Here is a 22,461-nt window from a genome sequence, read left to right as displayed (position 1 = left end):
TTTGAATGCTTCCTGTGAACGAAATGGATGACCCCGGCGAACCGGTTTAGTGCCGCCGTTTAAGGCTTTCGGGGAAATTGCGCAAGGCCTAATTGCGGACCGTATTCCTAGCCTGCGGACGCATATGGGAAGGAAGTGCCCGATCGGCAATATCCACTGCCGATGGCAGGGGAAGATATAACCCGAAGAACGCGCACGATCAGGTCAAGGATATGATACTACTTCATTTGCTGCTCTCGATGAGCGAGCAATGTCTGGAGACAACGCAATGGAGCCCAAGGAAATTGCAAAACGATCGGCAGGCAACTTTCTGATCTTTGCCGCCTGCGCTTTCATATTGTGGATTCTTGCTGCTGCGATCGACTGGGTCGCGCAGATTGTACGCCTCTCCTCGCCTGAGCGACTTCCGGCTCTGGCGACCTCGATCGTAAGTTCCTCAACATTGCAGGCGATCGTCGCAATATGGCTGCTTACGGCGGCCTTCGCGATCGCCTTTCCGACGATGCTGACGCCGCTTTCGGCCACCACGACACTGATGTTTGATGTGGGATATGGCATCCTCGGCGCCCTCACCGGTTTCGGCATCGCGATCGGTCTCTTCGGCGGCGGCTGGTCTATCTTGCTGCGCGCCGTGATTTACAGTGCCCTTATCGCCGCTGGCTTCATCGCTGTCCGGATATGGCTTTCAAGGGAAGACCTTAGCACCAACCACCGAAAAAGATGGACGATCGCCGGCATCATCGCGTTGGCATCGCCTTTCGTGCTTTTGTGGGGATAGAAGCGCAGGCGCGTGCATGCGGAGAATTAAGTTAAGGATGATTTGGAGCGGGTAGCGGGCATCGAACCCGCGTATTCAGCTTGGAAGGCTTCCAGATAGGTAAGCATTCCCAATACCGTCGTGTCACTCTGTTTCTGTCACGTTCAATATGGAACATGGGACGCGGACACGATCTGTTCTCCACATGACCGACATCCGCCAAGCCATCCTGGACGCCGACAACAGCAAGGCAGAGCCGGGAACGCCGGTAAACCTGCTGGAGGCCCTGTGCTCGTGCTGGAGAAGCACTACACGGAGCTTGAGGTTGTGAATGCTCTTTATGCACTTCAGGAGCAGAAGGTGATAGAGCTGCTCGACGGGAAGAGGATGAGGGTCCTCTGAGCTGTGGTAATCGGCCAGCGCTCTTGTGATGTGCCGAAAATTTGGTGCCGGAACAATTGGGTACTGTCGCCGTTCTTCGATCATGACCAGATATTTTTTCCATGTTCGTGACGGCGACGACCTCGTTGAAGATACCGAAGGCGTCGAACTATGGGATTCCACGTCGGCACGCGAAGAGGCCATTCGAGCGGCAAGGGAGATGCTGGCTGAAAAGCTGCTTTCCGGCGAGCGTGTCGATGGGGAGCTTTTTGAGGTGACCGACGAAAGCGGTCGTGTGGTTGAAACTATTCCGTTTAAGTCGGTCATGAAGATCTGATCTCATAGACAGCAGCATTGTCCTGGATTTTGCGCAGCCCCTTGTAAGAAGCGTGGCGGAGTTTCCCGTCATGCGTCCAGGGCGCGGAACTCGATCTAGGTAATCAACGTCGGCTCAACCCAAACGAGGTTCGCCTGGCCGAGATGCGAAAGGCAGCTAACCTCGCCGGAATCTTTAACCGGCAGCTTTCTTTAGAGCCTAGGTTCATCGGCCCGAAGGAATAATGCAATGTGGCAGACGACAAATCCAAGCGCGGCGCGGCTGATCGCGGCCGGGTTCTCGCGAGCCGAACCTTACGAGGTCGCCTTTTGCGAAGCTCGGAATAACTACCTCGAAGTTCAATCTTGCCGCAATCGAACCCCGGCCAATGGCCGGGGATTTTGCTTTAACCCCACCCGAGAAAAGAGGCCCCCTGATCGAGGAGGGGGGCCAATTTTCCCACCGCGTGTTCCGGGTTTATGCGGTCCGGAAACGCGGGGCCAATCTACGCCCTTATCTATAGTCATACTAATAAGCAATTTGGGGGAAACGCTCCCCAAAAGGCTAATGAAAAAAGGCCCCCGGCGATGGGCGGGGGGCCAGTTTCCACGGTGTGGGCCGGTTGGTGCGTTCAACCGGAAGATGCTAATTTACCGCATATTTTTAGGCTTGCTAATATATTTTCAGGCAAGACGACCCCGATGCCGCCGCGCTGCCTTTGTCGATGCCGCGCATGAAGTCGGAATGCATATTCTGCCAGACGATTGGATAGAGATGCGCAAGGCCGGCTAGCCCCGGAACTGTTAGCCAGCCTGTTTCTTTAAGGCCCAAGGTTCCATGGCCTGAACGCTCGACGACGAGGGCAAAAGCCCTGTGTTCACGGATGCTAACGTCTGCACTTCTTTCTGAGCGGTGTCGCGTCGATGTAGATCTGGTAGAATGAATGCCAACGAGAATTACAACGGAGCTGAGATGCGTACAGACGTCATGAGGATGGTACGCCGCAACAAGTTAGTTGGCATGTGGGCGGCCGAGAAACTGGCGCTGGTCGGGGACACCGCGAAGGCCTATTCCGATGATTTGGCCAAGGCGGCGATGGATGTTAACCGCAACGACATCCTTGCTGTGATCCGGAGAGATTTCGACGCCGCGGGAGTGGTTCTGTCCGACGAGGAGATCGTGGCTGTTATGAGCCGCTTCTGGCTAGAGGCTGCGAAGCATGGGGCGAAGTCCTCCAACGCCTCCGACGTAGCGGTAGTCCAAATCGCCCGCAACCTCATGAGATGAGGCCAATCTTATGCGCGGCCACGAACTGCGCGACTGACGGCTATCATCAAAAAACATGGTTCTAACTGGGCGGCGGCGGACGCTGCAGCAGCCGAAAAAAAGCCCCGCTAACAAGAGCCGAATGAAGGTCGATGGCCGGAAGGTTATATTCGTAGTCAATTATATGCATTAAAGCTTAACTACCATTGTAATTGACCTATGATTGTGTTCTATTTCTTTGTTTATCTGGGATAGAGGAAACGACAAGCGAGGAGGGTGAAATGGGCTGCAATTGTCAGGACTCGGGGAAGTCGGACGCAGAGCTTCGCAAGGCTTTCGCGGCGCGGGCGATGAAGCTGGCGATGGCACTCCCGGACGAGTTGACCTGTCGCGAGAAATTCAGTGCGCCGGAGGCCGAATTCCTCTCGGCTCTGCGCGATGTCGCGGTCACCTATTCTTTCGCGCAAAACTGGTCGGACAGCGAGGCGCGGGCTCAGCTCGACGCTTTGCGGCTGGCCGACGCCGCCATGTCTTTCATGGCCAAGGACAACGGCGGTGGTGGCGGCGGTCCCTCATGCACCGCCCGCTGCACAGCTGAAAAGGAGCAGTGCCGGCAGAACTGCGACAATGCAGACGCGGGCTACTTCTGCTATTTCGACTGCCGGCTCAGCTACATGGCTTGTCTAGCTTCCTGCATCTACGGCGGACGCGGCGGCGGCGGGGTCGTCATCGCGTAGCCTCGGCGTGGAACGAGCCGGCGCAGCCGGCGAGAGTCTTCGAGCCTGCGGAGGATTGCAATGATCGAGGATCAAGATCGGGAGCCTTCCGCTATACGCGGCCGGAACATTCTTGCCGAAAGCGCCATGCAGTTGGCCCGGGCGCTTCCGGACCACGCGGCGTTCACTAAGGATTTCGACCCGTCGGAGGTGGAATGGCTGACAGCGCTTAAGTCGGTTGCTTCTAACTTTTCGACGGCGGGCAACTGGACCGACAGCGAGGCTCGGGCGTATCTCGACTCGCTCCGGTTCGCCCAAGCCGCGCTCCGCTATGCAGCGGCTCGGGCGGGGTCAGGGCAGGCCGGGGGCCTCCTGGACTGCCTCGTCCGCTGCAATGCCGGAGTCGATCCCTGCGTCCGCAGCTGCCGGACGATCGAGTGCCTCCTCGGCTGCCAATCGGAGTTTTTCGACTGCGCCAAAGGTTGCGTCACCGAGGCGGTCCGCGACATCCTCGCCCGGAACGGGTCGGACGGGGGCAAGGCCTCCCCCGCGCGGCCGGGTCGCCGGCGCACGGAGAAGAAGGGTGTAGGCGATTGATGGACCTAACGGGCAGATTTGTTCGGAACATTTGGAAGAAACGCCGCGCCTTGCAGGCTCGGTGCGGAGGAGAATGTCCCTTGCTTGACAACCCAATCCAAAAAGAGAAGCCCCGGTAATAAGAGCAGGGCTAAGATTGTGCTTACTGGGATGGTTCGAAACATGAACCATGCTGAAAACGCTTAATCAGATTTGCTGTTCCGGTACGAAATCGTACAAAAAGGCCCCGCAGTGTCGCGGCCCTGGACGCGATAGATGTCACAACGATGCTGGAGAGATTGGTTCATATCTCCCCTTTCGCCATCATCTTGGCGATCTTGTGGACCGCATAAAACGCTGTTTTGTGGTCGTGGTTGAAGAGCCGGCCAAGCGCTGGATAGGATATGTCCGGATTGTAGTAGGTCTTGATCTCCCACATGAGGACCTGGCGCGGGAGTGTGTAGATCTGCGCTCGGCTGCGCCCCATGACCTTCAGGTAGGGAATGCTCATCTCCTTGCAGCGCCGCTTGATGAAGACTTTCCATGGCTATTCCAGAGCCTCTAGCCAGCGACGATGGGCATAGACGTGGCTGTCAAAGCGGGTCTTGTGAATCTGCCAGTAGCGAAGCGGGACCGGATCAAGCTCGACGACGCGCGTCGGCACAACGTTAACCAGCCGTGGCTTTCCCCATATCCTCTGCCTGATCGCGTGAGCATTGGCGAGGATTTCGGCGCCTGATTTGTATTCTCTCACGGCGATGGTCATGCTGCGGCACTCCGGGCTTTCATTTGTCTTGCGGGGGACCGCAACTGCCGTACAGTAATTTCGTTGCAGTTTTCGGGGGGTGGATAATGGGAAACAGGCGATGGAACTCGCCGGTTCTGGTTGTTTGCAATCGGACAGACCAAATGCTGATGATCAACACGACCAATGAAGCCCGCGACATCCTGCTGAGTGCATGGCCGACGACGGAGGGCAAAGCCTTCATGGCGGCGCTTCAAATTTGCGCTGACGTTGACGCCGGGATCCGTGAGCCCGAAGAGGCCAGGGAGGCGTTCATTATGGCCGCCAGAGAGGCAGAGGTTCCTATTGAAACTTCCATGCAGTGAGTTTCTCTTTCCATCATGCTGCCGCTCCTTTGCGCTCGATCTCAATTCTCTTCCCCTTTCTGAAGATCGCCTCTCCTGCCTTCTTGGCCGCAGCGCGCTTGGTGGTAGGGCCGGTGAAAGATTCGACAACGATGGGGCTGTTCATCTGCCGGAATAACTCAGCCCGTGCCGCTGCATCCGCTGCTTCCTTCGTTGCAAACAGGACGTCGTCTTTCCCGTTGCGGAGTATGCGGTTCACCTGCCGCCCTTTCGATTGTCCGCCTGGAGGATGGCCTCGCTGATGAGCAGATCGTCGCAGAATGCCAGAGGCGGACAGAAGAGCTAAAGGCCGAGCTTATCGCTCTGGACCAACCGCTATCCTTCGACGGGACGATCAAATCTCTGATCACGCTCTATCGCCACGACAAGACCGGCACATTGCATGGGGTGAAGCACTCGACCCGCATCCGCGATTACGATCCGAGCCTCCGCGTGCTGGAAAAAGAACGTGGGGAAACGGCGGATCGACGCTCTGAGGGCATCCGACTTCCGGGAGTGGTTCACCAACAGGCGCAGGAAAGGCCACAGAAGGGCGTCAGGCGCGATCAAACTCTTGGGAAGCTATGGAGCTGGCGAACGTCTCCACGGCTGCTCTCAGGCCCGAGAAATCCTCTCGGACATGCGATTCGAGCAACCACAAGCCCGAACGTTAGCAATGACCTACGACCATTGCCAGGCGATCGTGCAGAAAAGCATTGAGCTGAAATGTCCCTCGATCGGCTTTGTAGAAGCCGTGAAGTTCGAAACGGCTCTCCGCCGAATAGACGTCATAGGGGAATGGGCTCCTCCGCCCGAGGGTGGCGCGTTCCGCTGGACCGGCCTTATGGTCCCGCGCGATCTGTCTAAGGATCTTATCTTGTCCATCAAGACCAGCAAGACAGGCGCCGCCATATCCAGAGATCTCAAGAGCTATCCGCTCGTGGCCGAGGCCCTGAAGGCATGCAAGATCCCCGATATTGCCCAGTCGTGATCGATGAAGACCGCGGAAAGCCCTACTGGGAAAATCGCTATGCCGAAAAATTCAGGAAGGTGAGAGATGCGGCCGGCGTTCCAAGCAACGTCTGGTCGATGGACTCGAGGGCTGGGGCTGTGTCGGAGACGGTGGAAGCGACAGGATCGCTCGAAGCTGCCAGAGACCTTGCAACTCATACGACGACAAAGACGACCCGTCGCTACAGCCGTGGCGATGGTTTGGAAGCAAGCAGGAAGATCGCTGAAGCCAGGGCGAAAAAGCGCACCTGACACGGCGTGACACGGAGTGACACGCGGTATTGTTAAGTGGTTGAAAAGCTTGGAGCGGGTAGCGGGAATCGAACCCGCGTATTCAGCTTGGAAGGCTGCTGCTCTACCATTGAGCTATACCCGCGGGGTGGTATCCGATCCAATGACGAATGGTGGAGAGAGTTGGATTTGAACCAACGTAGGCTGAGCCAACGGATTTACAGTCCGTCCCCTTTAACCACTCGGGCATCTCTCCAGTCTTTTCGTCCGGATCGTGAGACCAAGCTCGTCAGACTTTCGAAGCGTTGCCGCCCCTCGGTCTGCGCCGCGTATATGACTGGACGATTTCCGCATGTCAACACGATGACGATGGAAAAAATGTGAAAAATTTCATCGATCGCGGAAAGCCGCCCTCCTGAAAGAAATCCTATGCGGAAAGAAGTGCCCTCGCTATAAAGCCGCATGAGCAAAGATAACAAAAGCGGTGGCAAGCCCACCAACGACAAGTCCGCCAAGGACACACATTACGCAACCCTGCGCCGCGCGCATCGCGATAGCAAGCGGGAGCGCGGCGAGATCCCAACACCGCCGCTGAAGAAGCGCCGGCGCGGCGCCGAGGATTGGAAGCCTCCTACACTGGCGCCCGAACAGGTCTATCTTTACGGCTTGCATACAGTTCGCGCCGCACTCGACAATAAGGAGCGCAGGAACGTCAGGTTGTCGGCGACACAGAACGCGCTCGCCCGTCTGGAGGTCGATGCCGACGCGCTCGGCATTCCGGTCGAAATCGTTGCTCCACACGAGATCGACAGGGTTCTCGGCCCGGATGCGATCCATCAGGGCGTCATGTTGGAAACGAGGCCCCTGCCCGTCCGCCGGCTAGAAGCACTGAAGGACAGTCCGCTGCTTCTCGTGCTCGACCAAGTGACCGATCCGCACAACGTCGGCGCCATCATGCGTTCCGCCGTGGCCTTTAATGCCGGTGCTGTCATCACCACGCAGCGTCACAGCCCGACCGAATCCGGCGTGCTGGCGAAGTCTGCCTCCGGCGCACTTGAACTTATCCCCTATATCCAGATTACGAACCTTGCGGACGCGATTGGCGAGCTACACAAGCTCGGCTTTTTCACGATAGGCCTCGATTCGGAAGGTCCCGCCCCGCTCGAAGGCACGATCTCAGGTGACAAGGTGGCGCTGGTGTTGGGCTCCGAGGGCAAGGGACTGCGGCAGAAGACACGCGAAACCGTTAGTGCACTCGCGAGGCTTGACATGCCGGGCGCCATCAAGTCGCTAAATGTGTCTAATGCCGCAGCGATCGCTCTCTATGCAGCAAGACTGCATCTAAGGGCCTAAGGGGACCCGGGGACGGTTCGCGGCAACAGGGAATACCTCGATCCGCTTCGTCCCTCGATCGGCGCGCTGTTGCCGGTTGCTTGCATGCAGCAGTTTTGTGAAGAGATCGTCTGGAAGCATGTCTGGGGTGCTCCCATAACCATGGCGGCGATGCGCCGCCTCACGCTCAGGGCAAGGAGGACGGCAGCAAACCGTTACTGATGATTAGGGTAACCTAATTACCTTCGGTTTGGACTCTGCCGTTTTCTGTATTTTCGCACTCGAACAGGAGGAACGTAACCATATGGCCATCCGCTCCCTCATTGTCGGCATTCTCTTCATTAGCGTATTCGTCGCCATCGTTCTCAGCATCGCTTGGATCGACAAGTCGCAACCAATGCACGAGCCAGCTCCGCTCGCGCCCGCGCCTGAACGCCCCATTCCAACGCCTATGCAATAGAGATCGTCCGTGACATCTAGTTCCGCCCGGTTGCTGTTCCCGGAGCAACCCTGCGCGTGACGAGAGGCCCTGCAAGCGAATATGCGGAAGACGGACAGAAAAAGGTATGCGCGTTGGACCTGCGACCCCATGCAACGCAAGCTCCGATGCAAATGCCACACCAATGAAATCAGGATCGCGCCGATTTCTTCTTTACAGGAGCGCAGAATCTGGTAGTTGGCTGGCATCGCCCTTGTAGCTCAGTTGGTAGAGCACCTGATTTGTAATCAGGGGGTCGCGGGTTCGAACCCTGCCGGGGGCACCAAAATCCTCAAGAAAATCGGTGTTTGCAGAAAATGCTAAATTAAGAGCGCCCGGTGGGTGCTTTTAGGCAAGAATCGATTGGTGCCTGGATACCCTTGGCTTTCGACCGCGCGCTCTCAGTGACATATTTCCGGCTATGCGCGATGATCCCGCCACAAAATTTCGCTCATTGGTCTCCGCGTTTTCCTCGACGGGGTTGTCCGCTTTGCGAGATCGCCCGACAAGCGCATGTGAGCCCGCCCCGGCCCACCGAGCCGCCGCCCGCGATATCCATCGATGGCAGCTATTTGGCCGTGTGCTGCCCGGCAGCTTCTAGCCTCGCAAGCAAGATACCGGACGTTTTTCAGCACAGCATCAGTATAATAGTTAAATAGAACGGCTGTCATATGCCCAATGCAGCAGGGCCTGGCGTTGACGCGGCCGGCACCAGCAGTCCCCAGGCTCGCAGGCTCGGCGAAGCTGAGCGATATGGCGGCGAATAGCTTTCCAACGGGCGATCTGTCGCTTGTCTTCGCCGGGCATGCGACGACCTTGGTGGTAGCGGCAGTACCACTGGAACCAGCCACGCGGATCGTCGGGATGTATCCATCCCTTGGCTCGCCAGACGCTGAGCGGTTGGCTGGCGTCGACACCGAAGCAGTTAATTGACGGATCTTTTCGCAGCGACGACAGCCGGGCCTCTGCAAACCAACTGTTGGGGAATTCGTCGCGACAATCGGTCATGTACTTGCCGCCGAACACGCCAAGCGCGAGCATCTCGGCGGGTGTTAAGTCTGGCTGGAAATCGGGATGAAATTCACGGCCAATTGGCGCAACGAGAGCGTATCGGTAGCCTTGCTGCATCCGATCATTCACGACGACCCACCGGAATCTCATCGGGCGCCCCGCGACAGTGTTTTCGAACCGTTGCGTAGCCAGATGGACAAGTTAAGTGCCGCCGCGAAAGTCACCCACGCCAGGTAAGGAACAAGCAGCAAGGCAGCAGCCGCATTCACGGGGTGAAACATTATAATCGTCGCCAGGATCGAAGCCCAAAGCACTATGATCTCCACCACAGCCAGCCCGGGGCGGTGAAGTCCAAAAAAAATCGGCGTCCACGCAGCATTGAGTAGAAGTTGGACTACATAGACACTGAGAGGCAGTGCTGCAACGCCAGCCTCTAGCCATAAGAGCCAGCCCGACAGTCCAATCGATGCATAGAGAACCGTCCAGACCGGGGCGAACAGCCAATCGGGCGGGCGCCATCTTGGCTTTTCGAGCTGCTTGTACCAGTCGCCTGGCCTAAAGATCACGCCGGTAGCCGCCGCAGCGAAGCTTGCGACCTCAAAGGCGACCAGCACGGGGAAGGAATGCATGTCCATCCGGCACAAGACGGAGGGAACCGCCGACGAGGCAAACGGGTCCCTCCGAAGGTCCTATCGGTTTTGGCCAGCAGCGAACTCGCCGGAGCCCACTGCAGAAAACGGGGGGATGATCTGCCAGGCCGCCGATAGCCCTACCAGGATGTACACGATCCGGGCGAGCCCCGAGCCAGCCCCGAAGATGGCGGCCACGAGGTCAAGGCCAAATAGTCCGACCAGGCCCCAGTTCAGCCCGCCTACGATTACGAGAATGAGCGTGAAAACGTTGATAAACTTCATGGTTATTCTCCAGGTCGAGGGATGAGCGGTCAGCCTTCCGGAGGCATGATCACCTTGTCGATGACATGGATGACCCCGTTTGAGGCAGCAATGTCGTCAGCGGTGACGGCGGCGTCGTTGACCTTGACGGTTGAGCCATCGACTTCGATGTCGATCAATTTGCCATTTACCGACTTCGCTTCATCGATACCCGCCACGTCCGCAGCCATCAACTTCCCTGCGATCACATGGTAGGTGAGGATCTCAGTGAGCTTTTGCTTGTTCTCCGGCTTCAGCAGGTTTTCAACGGTACCGGAGGGCAACTTGGCGAAGGCTTCATCGGTCGGAGCAAAGATCGTGAACGGACCCGTCCCTTTAAGAGTGGCGGCCAGGCCCGCCGCTTCGAGCGCGGCACACAGCGTCTTGAATTGACCCGCCTCCAAGGCGGTATCGACGACATCTTTCTCCGCGGCGAACGCGCTGACGCTGCTGCCAAGGGTGATCGCTGCAGCGAACAAAAGGCTTTTCAACTTCATGGCATTTCTCCTCTTGATGACGGGTGCGAGACGCACGCCATGCATTTCATTTCAGGAAAACCATTTTTCTTTCCAGTCAAATTATCGTGAGCTGAAAGAGTATTCTCTTGTCAAGACAATCGTCGTTGTGATATTTTCCCGAGATGAAAAGGAGTTTGCGACTTGCTCTCCGACACGCTGTCTAATGAACTCCAGCGCTACGCGATCGGCCCTCGGATCAAGGCTTTGCGACTGAAAAAGAAGCTGGGGCTGGTGCAGTTGGCGGGGCACACAGGTCTCTCGCCTGCGATGCTCTCGAAGATCGAGCGCGGGCAGATGTTTCCAACCCTGCCCACGCTGCTTCGGATCGCCATGGTTTTCGGCGTCGGCCTCGATCATTTCTTCAATGCCGACAAGGAGGAGCCGCTCGTCGCGATCGTCCGAAAACAGCAGCGTCTCAAACTTCCTAGCCCGCCGGGCGAAAAGCACCCGGCCTTTCTCTTCGAAAGCCTGGACTATCCCGCTTCTGATCGCCGCATGGAGGCTTTCTACGCCGAGTTCCCGGTCGATTCACCGCCCTCCGAGCCGCATCAACATGGCAGCGCTGAATTCATCTACGTGCTGGCCGGTCGGCTTATAGTCAACGTGGATGGCAAGGAGGCCGCGCTGGATGCGGGGGACGCCGTATATTTCGACTCTAGCGTTCCGCACAGTTACCGCCGTGAAGGCAAAGAAATTTCAACCGCTATTGTTGTGACTTCTTCATAGGCCGCCGTTGACTGAGTACTCCTGAAACTCATCCCCTGCATTACCAGCGTTGGTGGCGGACGTCGGTTTTCAGGTGGGGAGCCGCCGGGTACTCAACGGCCGCGATGGGGCGCGAAGCTGCCGAGGGGCCATCAATTATCGGGCCCAAGCGCCTTTTGGCCCACGCTTACGGGTCAAAAGAAAAGCCGCCGGCAATGTGCCGACGGTTTCAGCCTACTGGCAGGACGCCTAGGCTGGCACCCCTGGCACCGGCGACTAGAAGTTAAAGTACAGATTCACACCTGATCTGCGTTGATAGGGGTAATAGTCGCGATAGCCGTATCGTGGATAGCCGTAGTACCTCGGATATCCATAGTACCGCGGACGATAGCACGAGCCGTAGTACCGGCAGTCGCGGTAAGCGTACCCCCGGTCTTTCCAGTGGCCATACGCATATCCATTACCGTGGCCGCGGTGTTTGACCTGCTCAACGTCGGTGGCATGCATCGGGATTGTCTTTGGCACGATCGGCGCAGCGTTAAGCGGCAGGGCGAAAAATCCAGCCAGGACCATGGCGGCGACTGCGGGCAAGAGCTTATTCATCATCGGAACATCCTTTCAACCTGTGAGTCTGGGTTAATCGGCATTAACCTCCGATGAACGGCTGCAGTTGAACCCCTGGCTTCTTGTTCAGTTTTCAGTTAGCTGGGGCAGGACAAAAAGGGAAGCTCTCGCCCTATGCGACACCACGTTGCAGCCCGCCGTGGCCTTCCCTTTCGTTCCCGCGTCAAGGCCTCCTTGGATCGCTCGTCCCCCCTTGTTTTTGGAGATTTCCGGCGCGCCGCCACTTGAGCTGGCGTGTACCGAATATTAGATCTTTGTTACGTTGTCGTTGTAGGAAAAGGAGGAAAAAATGGCGACAGCAGATGTCCTTTGGAACATCCCTGTTTACGTACGACTACAGAATGGCGCCGAAAAGTCTTTTCAGAGTGTCCACGACACGTTGGACTTCCTCGAAAATGAATGGCCCTCCCCCCGCGGAGCCTATCACGATGCAGCGGTCATTAGCTGTCGAAAGGCCCTGAATCGCCAGACGTCTCCCGCAGTCAGCAAGGAACTCTTCCTTGCGGCATGTCTAGAGGCCGGTCTCGCGGTTCGAAATAACATGCGACCGGGCAGCCATCACTCTTCACCAACTGTTCATCGAGGCTTGTAGCCCGGCGGGGCTTTTTCCCCCTGGCGGGCACGGCGCCGGGAGCAGTCGCCCGCTCCCGGCTTCCGTTGTTGGCTGGCCCCCTTACCCGACCCCCCCACGTCTGCAGAGCGGGCACGCGGATACCTTTGCGGAGAAATATTAAAGCTGCGCGGCAGTGGCACCGTTCATGGCGTAATCCTTCGCCAACAACGACAACCATCATTCTGTTACGGTCACAGCTCTTCCGGCGTCGCTTGTATCTTGTCGAGCCGTTGATCACGATGCAATCCTCGCGGGATAGCCTGCGCCGCAAAGCCTCGTCGAGAACTGCGTTCGGCGGTTACCGGGACGCCATCCGATTCAACAGCTCTTGTTGCTTCTCATAAGCATCCGGGATGTTACCGTTGGCGAGTGATGAGGTGCAGTCGTCCAAGGCCTTTTTCAGATCGCCGAGCTCCATATAAGCATAGCATCGATTGTTGAACGCAACGGCGACGTCGGCCCTGTCTGTCAATTTGAGATCGTACAAATAGTCGTACTTGTTGAGAACATTGAGAGCGCTGGGGTTGTCGTTGCGGCCGAAATAGATCATCGACAGGCCGATCGCGGCCGAAGCTCGCCAGGTATTTTTGGACGCTGCGACAGCGCTGAACTCTTTGATTGCATTGTCGTCATCATGCAACGCGCGAAATGCGGACCCGCGCCAATATCGGGCGGACATGCCGTTTTCCTGATCGCTAGCGAGTTCCGCGCATTCCTTGACCGCAGCTTGGTAGTTCTTCTGCTGGAAATAGCCGTAGCAAACATACAGTTGGCTCTCGGAGTTACCTCCCAGCGCAACCGCTTCTCGTGCCACGTCAATAGACTCTGGGTAGCGCCCTTGCCTAGAGTAGACCTTCGCGATTTGCCCCTTGATCTCGGCGCTCGCTGCATCTTGCTCGTGCGTCGACGGGAATTTCGCGAGCGGCAGGTGGCGCAGCGCCTCCTGATACTTGCTTAGTGCATTATCGAGATTGCCTCGCCGCAACCACGTTCGAGCGACGAGGCAATCGATTATGTAGTGATTGTGGGAGTCGCTATCCTCACGCAGGCGCGTATCGCTCTTGTATCCATTAGCCGCCGCCTGGAGGGTTGGTCCCACGTAAATCTCCGATCCCGCCGTATCAATCATGGCGGAAAGTATGTCCTCGACAGTTTTAGTTGCAATGTAGTCGTCTCTCTGACCTAAAGCGCTTAGCGCTTCGACGACCCTGCCCTCGCGCTCGGCCGTCATGTTGGTTTTCATGAACTCGCGCACACATTCCGAGAGGTGCTGGTAGTCACTGTTTTCACTATCGTCCTGACATTGCAGGGAAGCCGTGCTCAAGAGGTAACGATAGACATCTAGGTCGAGGAGCTTGGTCGCGATGCCATCGGGGGCCGTCGACCGGAAATGGTCAACGAAGCTGAACATGATCTCGATATTTCCACCCCATTTGGGCTGGAGAGCGGAAAGGACAACATCATAGGGCGCGAAGAAGGTTGGAAACTTGGAGATGCTTTCCTGTAGGGCTCGCCCCATTTTGTCCGAATACCCGGTGCCGAGCAGGATGTCCAAACGTAGCAGCTGAAGATAGGGTTCACTGGCGTCGATCTGAAGCGCTCGGTCGACGTCTTGCTCGCCTTTGCCCATAACATCCGAGAACTCTTTGACGCCCTGTTCACTCACCGTGTTGATGTATCCATGACCGCGCCGGTACCAACCCGCGTCATAGTAGAACTTCGCGCGGAGCAAATGGGCTACCATGCTAGCGGGGCTTTCCCGAACCCAACCGCTTAGTTGCGTCTCGAACTGCGTATCGGCCGGATCGATGAGAGCGTCGAGAAAATGCGTGATGGAACGTGCGTTCGGGGTGGGTAGGTGACCCGTCTTAAGGACGTTCTGTGTCAATGTTTCAGCAGTTTCGAAATCCGAACGGATAATCGCAGCACGGACGAGCCTTGCACTCTGCAGAGGATCGCCGTTTGCCCCTTGCAAAGGATTAGCAAGCAATACGCTTTCACGCAGGTTCCACGACGTAAACGCGCTCCCGGTCACGTTCACCGATGTTGATTGAATTCTGATTAGGATCGCCACAGCGATCAAGAGCACGAATATCGCAGACAATATTATCGAACGACGTGTCACGGCGGCCAATCCCTGAGCTCAGCTTGATACCAAGTCGCCAAAGACAATACACGTGTAACTTTAAAGAGAATCTGTAGCAATCAATGCAATTTTATCGACAGCGAGCACGTCCAGCCCCGAGTGTCGTGAAAGCAATCAACCCACAAGCCATTATCGCCCTTGCCAGCATTGTTTATGGAAAGGCTGAGAGACTCCTGTAAGATAGTGTTGCAATACTCCATACGACCAAAAATTGAATTTTAAGGAGAGGTTACAATATCTTCTCATCATCGTGGAGATTGATGTTGTTGTTGCAATTTTCTGTTGAAGGTCCTGCAATCCTTGACGTGCTGCTTATTGCCCGGGATGAAGTACGCGTGATTTTCTTCTGTGGAGCTAGTGTCTCAAAGGCAAGAGCACGCCGGGCGGATTTTTTTGGTCTAGCCTAGGCCGCAATTCACTGAATTAGGCGTCCAGTCTAAAAATGGCGTTCATTGGATCCTGGCAGAAGCTTAAAACATCGAAGCGGGAGCTGGAGTCTCGGGCCTGATTTCCCGCAGGAGTGCTCATCGAATTCTCGTCGACCTGGCCACGGCTCCCAACGTAACCTGCTCGTAAGACGAATTTTGACCGCCTTTTTTCAGCGATTGCCGCGCGAATATCGCCTCAACGCTATTTTCGAAATTTGCCCGATACAGCCAGGCAAGGCGCAATAAACGGGCTAGTCTGTCTGCGCGCTAGAGCGAGTGAAGGCTACCGGAGTGCAGAAAACGATGGCTACCTGCTTCGCGCGCAAGCTCTGGAAAGGCCTATCCCTCCGAGGGCTGGGCCGTAGGCTCATTCAAGCTCTTCAAGCTCACGTCAGCTCCAGCCGGCGCCGCTGATGCACTTGACAAAATCGGCTTTTGTTGGCGCCTAGACGCCAAGACTATGTTATCGTTCGTTGAATACGACAAAGGAATTACATGGGCCGTTCATTTCAGACGCTTTCCTTCCTTGCCTCCTCGGCGACCGAGGCGCTGGCAGCGCGGGAAGAGCTGATTCGCATTTATGGCGACGTGCCCCCTGATGACGCGGACGTCATCGTCGCCCTTGGTGGCGATGGCTTCATGCTGCAAACGCTGCACAGCACGATGAACTCGGGGAAGCTTGTCTATGGCATGAACCGCGGCTCGGTCGGCTTCCTCATGAACGACTACCGAACGGAGAACCTGCAGGATCGCATTTGTGCTGCGGTTGAAAACGCCTTTCACCCATTGCAGATGACGACGGCGAATTCAGACGGCACGAATTCGACCGCACTTGCCATCAACGAAGTGTCGCTATTTCGGCAATCCTACCAGGCTGCCAAGTTAAGGGTCGAGGTGGACGGTGTCGTCCGCCTCGACGAGCTCATCTGCGACGGCCTGATGGTGGCAACGCCTGCGGGTTCGACTGCCTATAATCTCTCCGCCCACGGACCGATCCTGCCGCTAGACGCGCCCCTCCTGGCGATGACCCCTGTCAGTGCGTTCCGGCCGCGGCGTTGGCGCGGTGCGCTTCTACCAAACAAGGTAACCGTCGATATTCATATCCTCGAGGCGGAGAAACGCCCGGTCAACGCGGTCGCCGACAACACGGAAGTGAAATCGGTACTTCATATTCGCATCGCCCAGTCGGAACATACCACGGCGCGCATTCTTTCCGATCCTGATCGCTCATGGTCCGACCGTATTCTTGCAGAGCAGTTTGAGGATTGAGAGATGAGCCTGCGACGAACGGCGGTTTGTGCATTGCTGCTTACGGCAGCGGTCCTTTACGCTCAAACCGCGGCCGCCGATGACCCGATCCTGCCGGCTTCGATCATATTCGCGACCAGCACGGGTTATTGGGAAGATGACGGCACCGCGATCGCGGTTCAACGGGCGCCATCCACGTCGCAGCCCACGCCATCAGCTGTGGCGTCGGCGAAGCCGCGCCATGGCTATTACAAATTGTTTGCGGTCCGGCAATCCGACCGCACGGCCAAGATCTATCTACAACAGATCGAGCAAGGCGACGGTGGGCCTTCCATCGCCTCATCCGTGGAATTGCAGGAACTCAACGACTTGAAGCCATATGTCACCGACATCCGGCCAGAAAATTCCTCCGGCATGCTCAAGGAACCTGGCCTTTTCGTAATGGTCTATCTAAAGACCGACCCGGATAGCGAATCGGAAACCTGGACGGTTGTCATCGATGAATTCGGTGAGGTTTCCGTCGGCAAGGCAAGCAACTAACGCGTTGCTGCTGTTCTTCTCTTGAGAATCTCTAATCGACCGGCTTTGCGATTGAATTAAAAAAGGCCCTTTCGAGGGCCTTCTTCAAACTCACGCTTGGGAGTGATCAGTCGACGTCGTCGACGACCGCGTCCGGCTTGCCGCTAATGCGGTGAGCAAGAGCTGCCTCCATGAACTCATTGAGTTCCCCGTCCAGAACATCGCCCGGCGCCGTGCTTGCCACACCGGTGCGCAGGTCCTTGACCAGCTGATAGGGCTGCAGAACGTAAGAGCGGATCTGGTGCCCCCAGCCGATGTCGGTCTTGGACGCCGCTTCGGCGTTTGCCGCCTCTTCGCGCTTCTTCAGTTCCGCTTCATACATGCGCGCACGCAGCATGTCCCAGGCCTTGGCACGGTTCTTGTGCTGCGAGCGCTCCTGCTGGCAGGCAACAACGATGCCGGTCGGTATGTGTGTGATGCGCACCGCCGAGTCGGTCGTGTTGACGTGCTGGCCACCGGCGCCCGACGAACGGTAGGTGTCGATACGGCAATCGCTTTCGTTGATCTCGATATTGATCGAGTCGTCAACAACGGGATAAACCCAGATCGACGAGAAGGACGTATGTCGGCGTGCGTTGCTGTCGTAGGGCGAAATACGAACAAGGCGGTGAACGCCCGATTCCGTCTTCAGCCAACCGTAAGCATTGTGGCCCTTAATCAGCAGCGTCGCGGACTTGATGCCGGCTTCTTCGCCATCGTGGACTTCGAGAAGCTCCACCTTGAAGCGCTGACGTTCCGCCCAGCGGGTATACATGCGCAGAAGCATGTTTGCCCAGTCCTGGCTTTCCGTGCCGCCGGCGCCGGAGTGGACCTCAAGATAGGTGTCGTTACTGTCGGCTTCGCCCGAAAGCATCGCTTCGACCTGACGGCGGGCAGCCTCGGCCTTCAATCCCTTGAGCGCGTCCTCAGCGTCTTTGACGACGCTTTCGTCACCTTCTTCCTCGCCCATCTCGATGAGCTCGATATTGTCGGTCAGCTCCTGTTCGAGCTGCTTTACGCCATTGATGCCGTCATCCAGCTGTTGGCGTTCGCGCATCAGCTTCTGTGCTTCCTGCGCATCGTTCCAGAGGGTCGGATCCTCTGCCTTGTTGTTCAACCAGTCCAGTCGTCTTACCGCCTGGTCCCAGTCAAAGATGCCTCCTCAGCAGGGTGATAGCCTGCTTGGTTTCATCGACCACGTTCTGGATTTCCGCTCGCATTTTCCTGCTTCTTTGCGTTGTTACGAAGGTTGCCCGTCAGATAATTGTGGCGGCTGCGGATGTAAAGAGCCGCAGCCGCCACAGCAGTTTTGGGGAAGATTTAGTACAGTCCGCCGGCGCCAGACTGAACTGCTTGGTTCGCCTGCGGAGAGGTTCGAAGAATTTCCTCTGGCGCCATCGCATTGTCCATGCCGATGACCGAGAAGCTATCGGCAGGGCCAGTCCCAGGCTTGAAGGCTTCTATGATGGTATTCGGGTCGCCCTGAACGGCAGCCATACCGGTCTTTCGGTCGATAGGAATGAGGTTCATGCCAGCCGGAATGACAAATTTCGATTCAGGCATATCCTTTACCGCGACCTGCATGAATTCATTGAAAATCGGCGCTGACAACGAGCCGCCCGTACCGCCGCGGCCAAGCGTCGACGGCGAATCGAAGCCGATGTAGAGGCCGGCGACAAGGTCCGGCGTGAAACCGACGAACCATGCATCCTTTTCGTCGTTGGTCGTACCGGTCTTGCCCGCGACGTCCCGCCCACCGAGATCGATCTTGCCGGCCGCCGTGCCGCGCTGAATGACGCCCTGCAGCATCGACGTGATCTGATAGGACGTCATCGGATCGAGAACGGTTTCGCGATTATCGACAACGTTCGGCTCGTCTTGGTTTTGCCACTCGCTGGCATTGCAGCCCTCGCAGACGCGCTCCTCGTGCTTGAAGATCGTCTTGCCGTAGCGGTCCTGGATTCGGTCGATCAGCGTCGGCTTGATCTGCTTGCCGCCGTTGGCGATGACCGAATAGGCCGACACCATGCGCATGACCGTCGTCTCGCCGGAACCCAACGACATCGCGAGAACCGGCATCATATGATCGTAGATGCCAAAGCGTTCGGCATATTCAGCAACGGTATTCATGCCGAGGTCGTTGGCAAGGCGGACCGTCATGCGATTGCGCGAGTGCTCGATGGCGAAACGCAGCGTGTTGGCCCCCCCGCCCTCGCCTTCGTAGTTATCAGGTGCCCACACCTGACCATTACCGGTCTGAATCGTGAGCGGATCATCGCTGACAACCGAAGCCGGCGTGTAGCCATTGTCCATTGCCGCCGCGTAGACGAACGGCTTGAAGGACGACCCCGGCTGGCGCATAGCCTGAGTGGCACGGTTGAATTCCGACTGTGCATAGGAGAAGCCGCCGACCATGGCAAGCACGCGACCCGTCTTCGGATCCATCGCCACCAGACCGCCCTCGACCTTCGGCGGCTGACGAAGCCGGTAGGAATTTGCCCCCTCTTCACCAAGCCGCTCGACATAGACGACGTCGCCGGCCGAGAGGACACCCGCGGGCGACTTCGCCGTCTTCCGGCCGGCGTCAGAGCGATACGCCCATTGCATGTTCTTCGCTTCTATAACGCCGCGCTCGCGCTCTGCGGGAATCTTGCCTGCGCCATCCTTCGGCGGCTGCAGTCCGATGTCGACGCTGTCGTCGGATACCGCCAGTACAACAGCCAGCCGCCACTCGGGCACGTCCGTCAGCGCTGGAACATCGGCCAGCGCCTTGCCCCAATCGGCTGTCGTGTCGATCTGCTTGATCGGACCGTGGAAGCCACGGCGCTCGTCATAGTTCGTGAGGCCATCCTGAAGGGCCTTGCGCGCAAAGACCTGCAACGCCGGATCAAAGGAGGTGCGAACAGACAAGCCGCCCTCGTACAGCATCTTTTCACCGTACTGGTCAATCAGCTGGCGCCGGACCGCCTCGGCGAAATAGCCGGATGCAAAGAGCGAAGGCCCGCTGCTACGACCGGTGACACCGAGTGGCTGCTTCTTGGCCTCAGCGCCATCGGACTGGCTGACATAGCCATTCTCGACCATGCGATCGATAACCCAGTTGCGGCGGGTGACCGCTGCTTCGGGATGGCGGAAGGGATGATAATTGGCTGGGCCCTTCGGCAGGGAGGCAAGGTAGGCCGCATCGGCGATCGTCAGCTCGTTCACCGATTTATTGAAATAGGTCAGCGAGGCGCTCGCGATGCCGTAGGAATTCAGGCCGAAGAAGATCTCATTCAGATACAATTCAAGGATCTTGTCCTTGCTGTAGGCCTGCTCGATGCGGAAGGAGAGGATCGCTTCCTTCGCCTTTCGCTCCATCGTCTGCTCGCTGGAAAGCAGGAAGTTCTTGGCAACCTGCTGCGTAATTGTCGAACCGCCCTGTGTCGGGCCACCCGTCAGATAAGCGACCACGGCACGCGCAAAACCGGTAACGTCGATACCGGGATGCTGGTAGAAATTCTTGTCTTCAGCAGACAGGAATGCAGCCTTGACGCGATCGGGAACAGCCTGGATCGGCAGGAAAAGTCTGCGCTCCTTGGCATACTCCGCCATCAGCGCGCCGTTGCCTGCATGGACGCGGGTCGTCACCGGCGGCTCATAACTACTCAGCACTGCGTAATCAGGAAGATCCTTCGTGACAGTCGCCAAGTAGATGGCAACAACAGCCGCCACGCCCAGGAATAGGACGCAAGCCACTCCGAAGAAATATCCAAGAAGTCTAATCATATTTAAGCTACCGGTATCTCAATCATCGATCGGCGCGAGCATAACAATCGCATGGATCGGGGCATCTTGCACGTTGGGCGACTTACTCCATGAGCGTTTTCGCCACAAGCCGATTCCGTTTCACCTTTGGAAACATAAGGCTGAGTAACGGCGTGAATGTGAGTAAAATAGGGCCTTGCAGCGCTATTCCCAGATTGCAATCGCGTTACCCAAGCTAGTGTCACATCTACGCCACGGCTGCAATCAGCCACCATTTGCAACCATCGCCGTGCGATAGTGCTTTACCGCTTCCGTCAGCAGGTCCGCCATCCTTCCCCGCCATGCCTCATCGAGCAGGAGTTTCTCGTCATCCTTGTTCGAAAGGAAGCCTAGTTCCAACAGGATGGACGGCACGTCCGGCGCCTGCAGAACGCGGAAGCCGGCATGGCGGTGCGGATTGTTGATCGTCCCCACCTGATCCCTGAAGGACGCAAGGACGCTCTCCGCCAGAGATATCGAGAAAGCCTGCGTTTCGCGGCGCGTCAGGTCGAGGAGAATATCAGCGACCTCAGGGGGCTCGGCCACGGTCTCCTTGCCGGCAATCTGATCGGAGAGATTTTCGCGATCGGCAAGATCGGCGGCAAGTTTGTCGGAGGCCTTGTCGGAGATCGTGTAGACCGTCGCGCCGCGAATATCCTTCTGTTTCAGGGTGTCGGCATGCATCGAAATGAAGAGGCCCGCATGATTCTGGCGGGCAATCTCCACACGTTCAGACAGCGACAGGAAAGAGTCGTCACTTCTGGTCAGAAACGCCTTGATGCCGTCCTCGCTATTAAGGCGACCGACCAGCGCCTTGGCAAAAGCCAGCGTCACGTCCTTCTCTTGCGTCTTGGTATCGATGCCGATCGCGCCGGTATCGATCCCTCCGTGACCGGCATCGACAGCGATAACGAAATCGCCGTTGGCCGGTTTCTCGGGCGTTGGAATGGCGCTCGTGGTCTGCTGGGAGGAAGGATCGCTCCATGATTGGGCCTTGACCAGTTCGGCAAACTTGTCCTTGTCCGTCATCGCAGCATCGAGCACGAGGCGATGCCCCTTGCCGTTCTCATCTTCCTGAACCTTGGCGACTTCCAGCTTCACAGGCTTTTTGGCCGTCAGCACAATGCGGGCGCTGTCCTCATCCATCTTGCCATAACGGATGTCCTTGAAGAGACCCCTCGCCTCGAGGTCGCCGGCTGGGAACCCGAAGGCCGTTGCCGGAAGATCGATCACGACACGTTCGGGATTGGCGATGTAATGGACAGAAAAGTCCGGGGCGCGATCGAAATCGATAACAATCCGGGTGCGGGCGTCGTCGCCGATGATGCGGGCACCATAAGCGAGCAGCGGATCGAGCTTGGCCGCGTCATCTGCTCTTACGTCCGGAAGATATGCAAATACCGTCGCCGCGGCAGCGATGAATACACCCGAAATTTTTCTCCTCCGCCATCCGGATATCACCGTCGCGGGCCGTACCCTCTTAAACAATTGACCGCCACACCTTAAATAACATTCCGATCAAGTTCTCCCGCTGAGCGCGAAATCGCCGTCGCGGCACCTTTCGCAGCCCGGAGCCCGAGTCGGCGCCGTTAATCCCCAACCTTTGTATGCCTTTTGAAATCCATCAATATTATGGCACATTTGGCTTTTCCCTTGCTATTGTGACAGAGAAAACATACAAGGATTTTTAGGGTAGAAGT

At 57.2% G+C, this 22,461-nt stretch carries 25 protein-coding genes, 3 tRNA genes and 1 pseudogene; 14 read left to right on the top strand and 15 right to left on the bottom strand.

Annotated elements, in window-relative coordinates; translation table 11 throughout:
* The first annotated feature begins 268 nt into the window (after nucleotides 1-268).
* Together BN77_RS10850 and BN77_RS10845 are read left to right on the top strand one after the other, a co-directional pair.
* Nucleotides 269-778, top strand: coding sequence for a hypothetical protein (locus BN77_RS10850; protein ID WP_007531578.1), 510 nt, complete (start codon nucleotides 269-271; stop codon nucleotides 776-778).
* Between the two features lie 463 nt (nucleotides 779-1,241).
* A complete protein-coding gene (locus BN77_RS10845; RefSeq protein ID WP_007531573.1) occupies nucleotides 1,242-1,475 on the top strand; it encodes a DUF6894 family protein in 234 nt (77 codons plus the stop codon).
* Here the strand turns inward: BN77_RS10845 and BN77_RS34735 are convergent.
* A pseudogene (locus tag BN77_RS34735) lies at nucleotides 1,462-1,606 on the bottom strand (ATP dependent DNA ligase); the annotation flags it as partial. The gene BN77_RS10845 and the pseudogene BN77_RS34735 overlap by 14 nt on opposite strands.
* Before the next feature lie 820 nt (nucleotides 1,607-2,426).
* Between BN77_RS34735 and BN77_RS10840 the strand changes: the two are divergent.
* The 3 genes from BN77_RS10840 (at nucleotide 2,427) to BN77_RS10830 (ending at nucleotide 4,033) form a co-directional block, all read left to right on the top strand.
* On the top strand, nucleotides 2,427-2,741 hold the full coding sequence (locus BN77_RS10840; RefSeq protein ID WP_007531569.1) for an ATPase inhibitor subunit zeta: 315 nt from the start codon (nucleotides 2,427-2,429) through the stop codon (nucleotides 2,739-2,741).
* 260 nt (nucleotides 2,742-3,001) lie between these two features.
* Nucleotides 3,002-3,457, top strand: a complete 456-nt coding sequence (locus BN77_RS10835; RefSeq protein WP_007531566.1) for a hypothetical protein — start codon at nucleotides 3,002-3,004, stop codon at nucleotides 3,455-3,457.
* A 60-nt stretch (nucleotides 3,458-3,517) separates the two neighbouring features.
* On the top strand, nucleotides 3,518-4,033 hold the full coding sequence (locus tag BN77_RS10830; RefSeq protein ID WP_007531564.1) for a hypothetical protein: 516 nt from the start codon (nucleotides 3,518-3,520) through the stop codon (nucleotides 4,031-4,033).
* 283 nt (nucleotides 4,034-4,316) lie between these two features.
* Here BN77_RS10830 and BN77_RS10825 read toward each other — a convergent pair whose 3' ends face one another.
* Together BN77_RS10825 and BN77_RS10820 are read right to left on the bottom strand one after the other, a co-directional pair.
* Nucleotides 4,317-4,523 carry a helix-turn-helix domain-containing protein gene (locus BN77_RS10825; RefSeq protein ID WP_007531563.1) on the bottom strand — a complete coding sequence of 69 codons (207 nt, stop codon included), beginning with the start codon at nucleotides 4,521-4,523 and terminating at the stop codon, nucleotides 4,317-4,319.
* Between the two features lie 36 nt (nucleotides 4,524-4,559).
* The gene (locus BN77_RS10820) at nucleotides 4,560-4,778 is read right to left on the bottom strand and encodes a hypothetical protein (protein WP_007531561.1); all 219 of its coding nucleotides are present in this window, start codon (nucleotides 4,776-4,778) and stop codon (nucleotides 4,560-4,562) included.
* Between the two features lie 86 nt (nucleotides 4,779-4,864).
* Between BN77_RS10820 and BN77_RS10815 the strand changes: the two genes are divergently transcribed.
* Nucleotides 4,865-5,122 carry a DUF982 domain-containing protein gene (locus tag BN77_RS10815; protein ID WP_040677031.1) on the top strand — a complete coding sequence of 86 codons (258 nt, stop codon included), beginning with the start codon at nucleotides 4,865-4,867 and terminating at the stop codon, nucleotides 5,120-5,122.
* A gap of 13 nt (nucleotides 5,123-5,135) precedes the next feature.
* On the opposite strand, the gene BN77_RS10810 is transcribed toward BN77_RS10815, so the two are convergent.
* Nucleotides 5,136-5,360 carry a hypothetical protein gene (locus BN77_RS10810; protein WP_007531557.1) on the bottom strand — a complete coding sequence of 75 codons (225 nt, stop codon included), beginning with the start codon at nucleotides 5,358-5,360 and terminating at the stop codon, nucleotides 5,136-5,138.
* A 456-nt stretch (nucleotides 5,361-5,816) separates the two neighbouring features.
* On the opposite strand from BN77_RS10810, the gene BN77_RS10800 reads away from it, so the two are divergent.
* Nucleotides 5,817-6,131, top strand: a complete 315-nt coding sequence (locus BN77_RS10800; protein ID WP_007531553.1) for a hypothetical protein — start codon at nucleotides 5,817-5,819, stop codon at nucleotides 6,129-6,131.
* Nucleotides 6,128-6,403 carry a hypothetical protein gene (locus BN77_RS10795; RefSeq protein WP_007531550.1) on the top strand — a complete coding sequence of 92 codons (276 nt, stop codon included), beginning with the start codon at nucleotides 6,128-6,130 and terminating at the stop codon, nucleotides 6,401-6,403. The genes BN77_RS10800 and BN77_RS10795 overlap by 4 nt, the downstream gene beginning before the upstream one ends.
* Before the next feature lie 50 nt (nucleotides 6,404-6,453).
* Here BN77_RS10795 and BN77_RS10790 read toward each other — a convergent pair.
* Both BN77_RS10790 and BN77_RS10785 read right to left on the bottom strand, forming a co-directional pair.
* Nucleotides 6,454-6,527 (bottom strand) — tRNA-Gly (locus tag BN77_RS10790).
* A 26-nt stretch (nucleotides 6,528-6,553) separates the two neighbouring features.
* Nucleotides 6,554-6,638 (bottom strand) — tRNA-Tyr (locus BN77_RS10785).
* A 206-nt stretch (nucleotides 6,639-6,844) separates the two neighbouring features.
* Here BN77_RS10785 and rlmB point away from each other — a divergent pair.
* Nucleotides 6,845-7,735, top strand: coding sequence for a 23S rRNA (guanosine(2251)-2'-O)-methyltransferase RlmB (rlmB, locus tag BN77_RS10780; RefSeq protein WP_007531548.1), 891 nt, complete (start codon nucleotides 6,845-6,847; stop codon nucleotides 7,733-7,735).
* 667 nt (nucleotides 7,736-8,402) lie between these two features.
* Nucleotides 8,403-8,478, top strand: a tRNA-Thr gene (locus BN77_RS10775).
* A gap of 365 nt (nucleotides 8,479-8,843) precedes the next feature.
* Here BN77_RS10775 and BN77_RS10770 read toward each other — a convergent pair.
* Genes BN77_RS10770 through BN77_RS10755 form a run of 4 tightly spaced genes read right to left on the bottom strand, consistent with a single transcriptional unit; the run spans nucleotide 8,844 to nucleotide 10,632 of the window.
* Nucleotides 8,844-9,353, bottom strand: a complete 510-nt coding sequence (locus BN77_RS10770; protein ID WP_007531543.1) for a hypothetical protein — start codon at nucleotides 9,351-9,353, stop codon at nucleotides 8,844-8,846.
* A complete protein-coding gene (locus tag BN77_RS10765; protein ID WP_040677698.1) occupies nucleotides 9,350-9,832 on the bottom strand; it encodes a TspO/MBR family protein in 483 nt (160 codons plus the stop codon). Before BN77_RS10765 ends, BN77_RS10770 begins: the two co-directional genes overlap by 4 nt.
* A 60-nt stretch (nucleotides 9,833-9,892) precedes the next feature.
* Nucleotides 9,893-10,117 (bottom strand): DUF378 domain-containing protein, encoded by a 225-nt coding sequence (locus BN77_RS10760; RefSeq protein WP_007531540.1) that lies wholly within the window; start codon nucleotides 10,115-10,117, stop codon nucleotides 9,893-9,895.
* Between the two features lie 29 nt (nucleotides 10,118-10,146).
* Complete coding sequence (locus BN77_RS10755) at nucleotides 10,147-10,632, bottom strand: fasciclin domain-containing protein (RefSeq protein WP_007531538.1); 486 nt, start codon at nucleotides 10,630-10,632, stop codon at nucleotides 10,147-10,149.
* 162 nt (nucleotides 10,633-10,794) lie between these two features.
* Here BN77_RS10755 and BN77_RS10750 point away from each other — a divergent pair, with 162 nt between their 5' ends.
* Entirely contained in the window at nucleotides 10,795-11,379 is a 585-nt protein-coding gene (locus tag BN77_RS10750) for a helix-turn-helix domain-containing protein (protein WP_007531536.1), read from the top strand.
* 255 nt (nucleotides 11,380-11,634) lie between these two features.
* Here BN77_RS10750 and BN77_RS10745 read toward each other — a convergent pair whose 3' ends face one another.
* On the bottom strand, nucleotides 11,635-11,964 hold the full coding sequence (locus BN77_RS10745; RefSeq protein WP_007531534.1) for a hypothetical protein: 330 nt from the start codon (nucleotides 11,962-11,964) through the stop codon (nucleotides 11,635-11,637).
* A gap of 307 nt (nucleotides 11,965-12,271) precedes the next feature.
* Between BN77_RS10745 and BN77_RS32035 the strand changes: the two genes are divergently transcribed.
* A complete protein-coding gene (locus tag BN77_RS32035; protein WP_007531529.1) occupies nucleotides 12,272-12,574 on the top strand; it encodes a DUF982 domain-containing protein in 303 nt (100 codons plus the stop codon).
* 319 nt (nucleotides 12,575-12,893) lie between these two features.
* On the opposite strand, the gene BN77_RS10740 is transcribed toward BN77_RS32035, so the two are convergent.
* Entirely contained in the window at nucleotides 12,894-14,720 is a 1,827-nt protein-coding gene (locus tag BN77_RS10740) for a tetratricopeptide repeat protein (protein ID WP_040677695.1), read from the bottom strand.
* 944 nt (nucleotides 14,721-15,664) lie between these two features.
* Between BN77_RS10740 and BN77_RS10735 the strand changes: the two genes are divergently transcribed.
* Both BN77_RS10735 and BN77_RS10730 read left to right on the top strand, forming a co-directional pair.
* A complete protein-coding gene (locus BN77_RS10735; protein WP_007531525.1) occupies nucleotides 15,665-16,438 on the top strand; it encodes an NAD kinase in 774 nt (257 codons plus the stop codon).
* 3 nt (nucleotides 16,439-16,441) lie between these two features.
* Nucleotides 16,442-16,957 carry a hypothetical protein gene (locus tag BN77_RS10730; protein WP_007531523.1) on the top strand — a complete coding sequence of 172 codons (516 nt, stop codon included), beginning with the start codon at nucleotides 16,442-16,444 and terminating at the stop codon, nucleotides 16,955-16,957.
* A gap of 106 nt (nucleotides 16,958-17,063) precedes the next feature.
* On the opposite strand, the gene prfB is transcribed toward BN77_RS10730, so the two are convergent.
* The 3 genes from prfB to BN77_RS10715 all read right to left on the bottom strand — a co-directional run bounded on the left by prfB (nucleotide 17,064) and on the right by BN77_RS10715 (nucleotide 22,108).
* A protein-coding gene (gene prfB, locus BN77_RS10725) for a peptide chain release factor 2 (protein WP_155951230.1) occupies nucleotides 17,064-18,195 on the bottom strand; the annotation gives its coding sequence in 2 pieces (ribosomal slippage) (nucleotides 17,064-18,125 and nucleotides 18,127-18,195; 1,131 coding nt in all).
* A 100-nt stretch (nucleotides 18,196-18,295) separates the two neighbouring features.
* Nucleotides 18,296-20,743 carry a penicillin-binding protein 1A gene (locus BN77_RS10720; RefSeq protein ID WP_007531518.1) on the bottom strand — a complete coding sequence of 816 codons (2,448 nt, stop codon included), beginning with the start codon at nucleotides 20,741-20,743 and terminating at the stop codon, nucleotides 18,296-18,298.
* Nucleotides 20,744-20,986: 243 nt separating this feature from the next.
* Nucleotides 20,987-22,108 carry an N-acetylmuramoyl-L-alanine amidase gene (locus BN77_RS10715; RefSeq protein ID WP_425280234.1) on the bottom strand — a complete coding sequence of 374 codons (1,122 nt, stop codon included), beginning with the start codon at nucleotides 22,106-22,108 and terminating at the stop codon, nucleotides 20,987-20,989.
* Between the last annotated feature and the right edge of the window lie 353 nt (nucleotides 22,109-22,461).

This window comes from Rhizobium mesoamericanum STM3625 (genome assembly GCF_000312665.1).
GTDB lineage: Bacteria > Pseudomonadota > Alphaproteobacteria > Rhizobiales > Rhizobiaceae > Rhizobium > Rhizobium mesoamericanum.
This window is presented reverse-complemented; position numbering and strand designations above follow the sequence as displayed.

Coding starts and splice junctions, on each gene's coding strand:
- BN77_RS10850 (WP_007531578.1), top strand. CDS start 269: ATGGAGCCCAAGGAAATTGCAAAACGATCGGCAGGCAACTTTCTGATC.
- BN77_RS10845 (WP_007531573.1), top strand. CDS start 1,242: ATGACCAGATATTTTTTCCATGTTCGTGACGGCGACGACCTCGTTGAA.
- BN77_RS10840 (WP_007531569.1), top strand. CDS start 2,427: ATGCGTACAGACGTCATGAGGATGGTACGCCGCAACAAGTTAGTTGGC.
- BN77_RS10835 (WP_007531566.1), top strand. CDS start 3,002: ATGGGCTGCAATTGTCAGGACTCGGGGAAGTCGGACGCAGAGCTTCGC.
- BN77_RS10830 (WP_007531564.1), top strand. CDS start 3,518: ATGATCGAGGATCAAGATCGGGAGCCTTCCGCTATACGCGGCCGGAAC.
- BN77_RS10825 (WP_007531563.1), bottom strand. CDS start 4,523: ATGAGCATTCCCTACCTGAAGGTCATGGGGCGCAGCCGAGCGCAGATC.
- BN77_RS10820 (WP_007531561.1), bottom strand. CDS start 4,778: ATGACCATCGCCGTGAGAGAATACAAATCAGGCGCCGAAATCCTCGCC.
- BN77_RS10815 (WP_040677031.1), top strand. CDS start 4,865: ATGGGAAACAGGCGATGGAACTCGCCGGTTCTGGTTGTTTGCAATCGG.
- BN77_RS10800 (WP_007531553.1), top strand. CDS start 5,817: ATGACCTACGACCATTGCCAGGCGATCGTGCAGAAAAGCATTGAGCTG.
- rlmB (WP_007531548.1), top strand. CDS start 6,845: ATGAGCAAAGATAACAAAAGCGGTGGCAAGCCCACCAACGACAAGTCC.
- BN77_RS10770 (WP_007531543.1), bottom strand. CDS start 9,353: ATGAGATTCCGGTGGGTCGTCGTGAATGATCGGATGCAGCAAGGCTAC.
- BN77_RS10765 (WP_040677698.1), bottom strand. CDS start 9,832: ATGCATTCCTTCCCCGTGCTGGTCGCCTTTGAGGTCGCAAGCTTCGCT.
- BN77_RS10760 (WP_007531540.1), bottom strand. CDS start 10,117: ATGAAGTTTATCAACGTTTTCACGCTCATTCTCGTAATCGTAGGCGGG.
- BN77_RS10755 (WP_007531538.1), bottom strand. CDS start 10,632: ATGAAGTTGAAAAGCCTTTTGTTCGCTGCAGCGATCACCCTTGGCAGC.
- BN77_RS10745 (WP_007531534.1), bottom strand. CDS start 11,964: ATGATGAATAAGCTCTTGCCCGCAGTCGCCGCCATGGTCCTGGCTGGA.
- BN77_RS32035 (WP_007531529.1), top strand. CDS start 12,272: ATGGCGACAGCAGATGTCCTTTGGAACATCCCTGTTTACGTACGACTA.
- BN77_RS10735 (WP_007531525.1), top strand. CDS start 15,665: ATGGGCCGTTCATTTCAGACGCTTTCCTTCCTTGCCTCCTCGGCGACC.
- BN77_RS10730 (WP_007531523.1), top strand. CDS start 16,442: ATGAGCCTGCGACGAACGGCGGTTTGTGCATTGCTGCTTACGGCAGCG.
- BN77_RS10720 (WP_007531518.1), bottom strand. CDS start 20,743: ATGATTAGACTTCTTGGATATTTCTTCGGAGTGGCTTGCGTCCTATTC.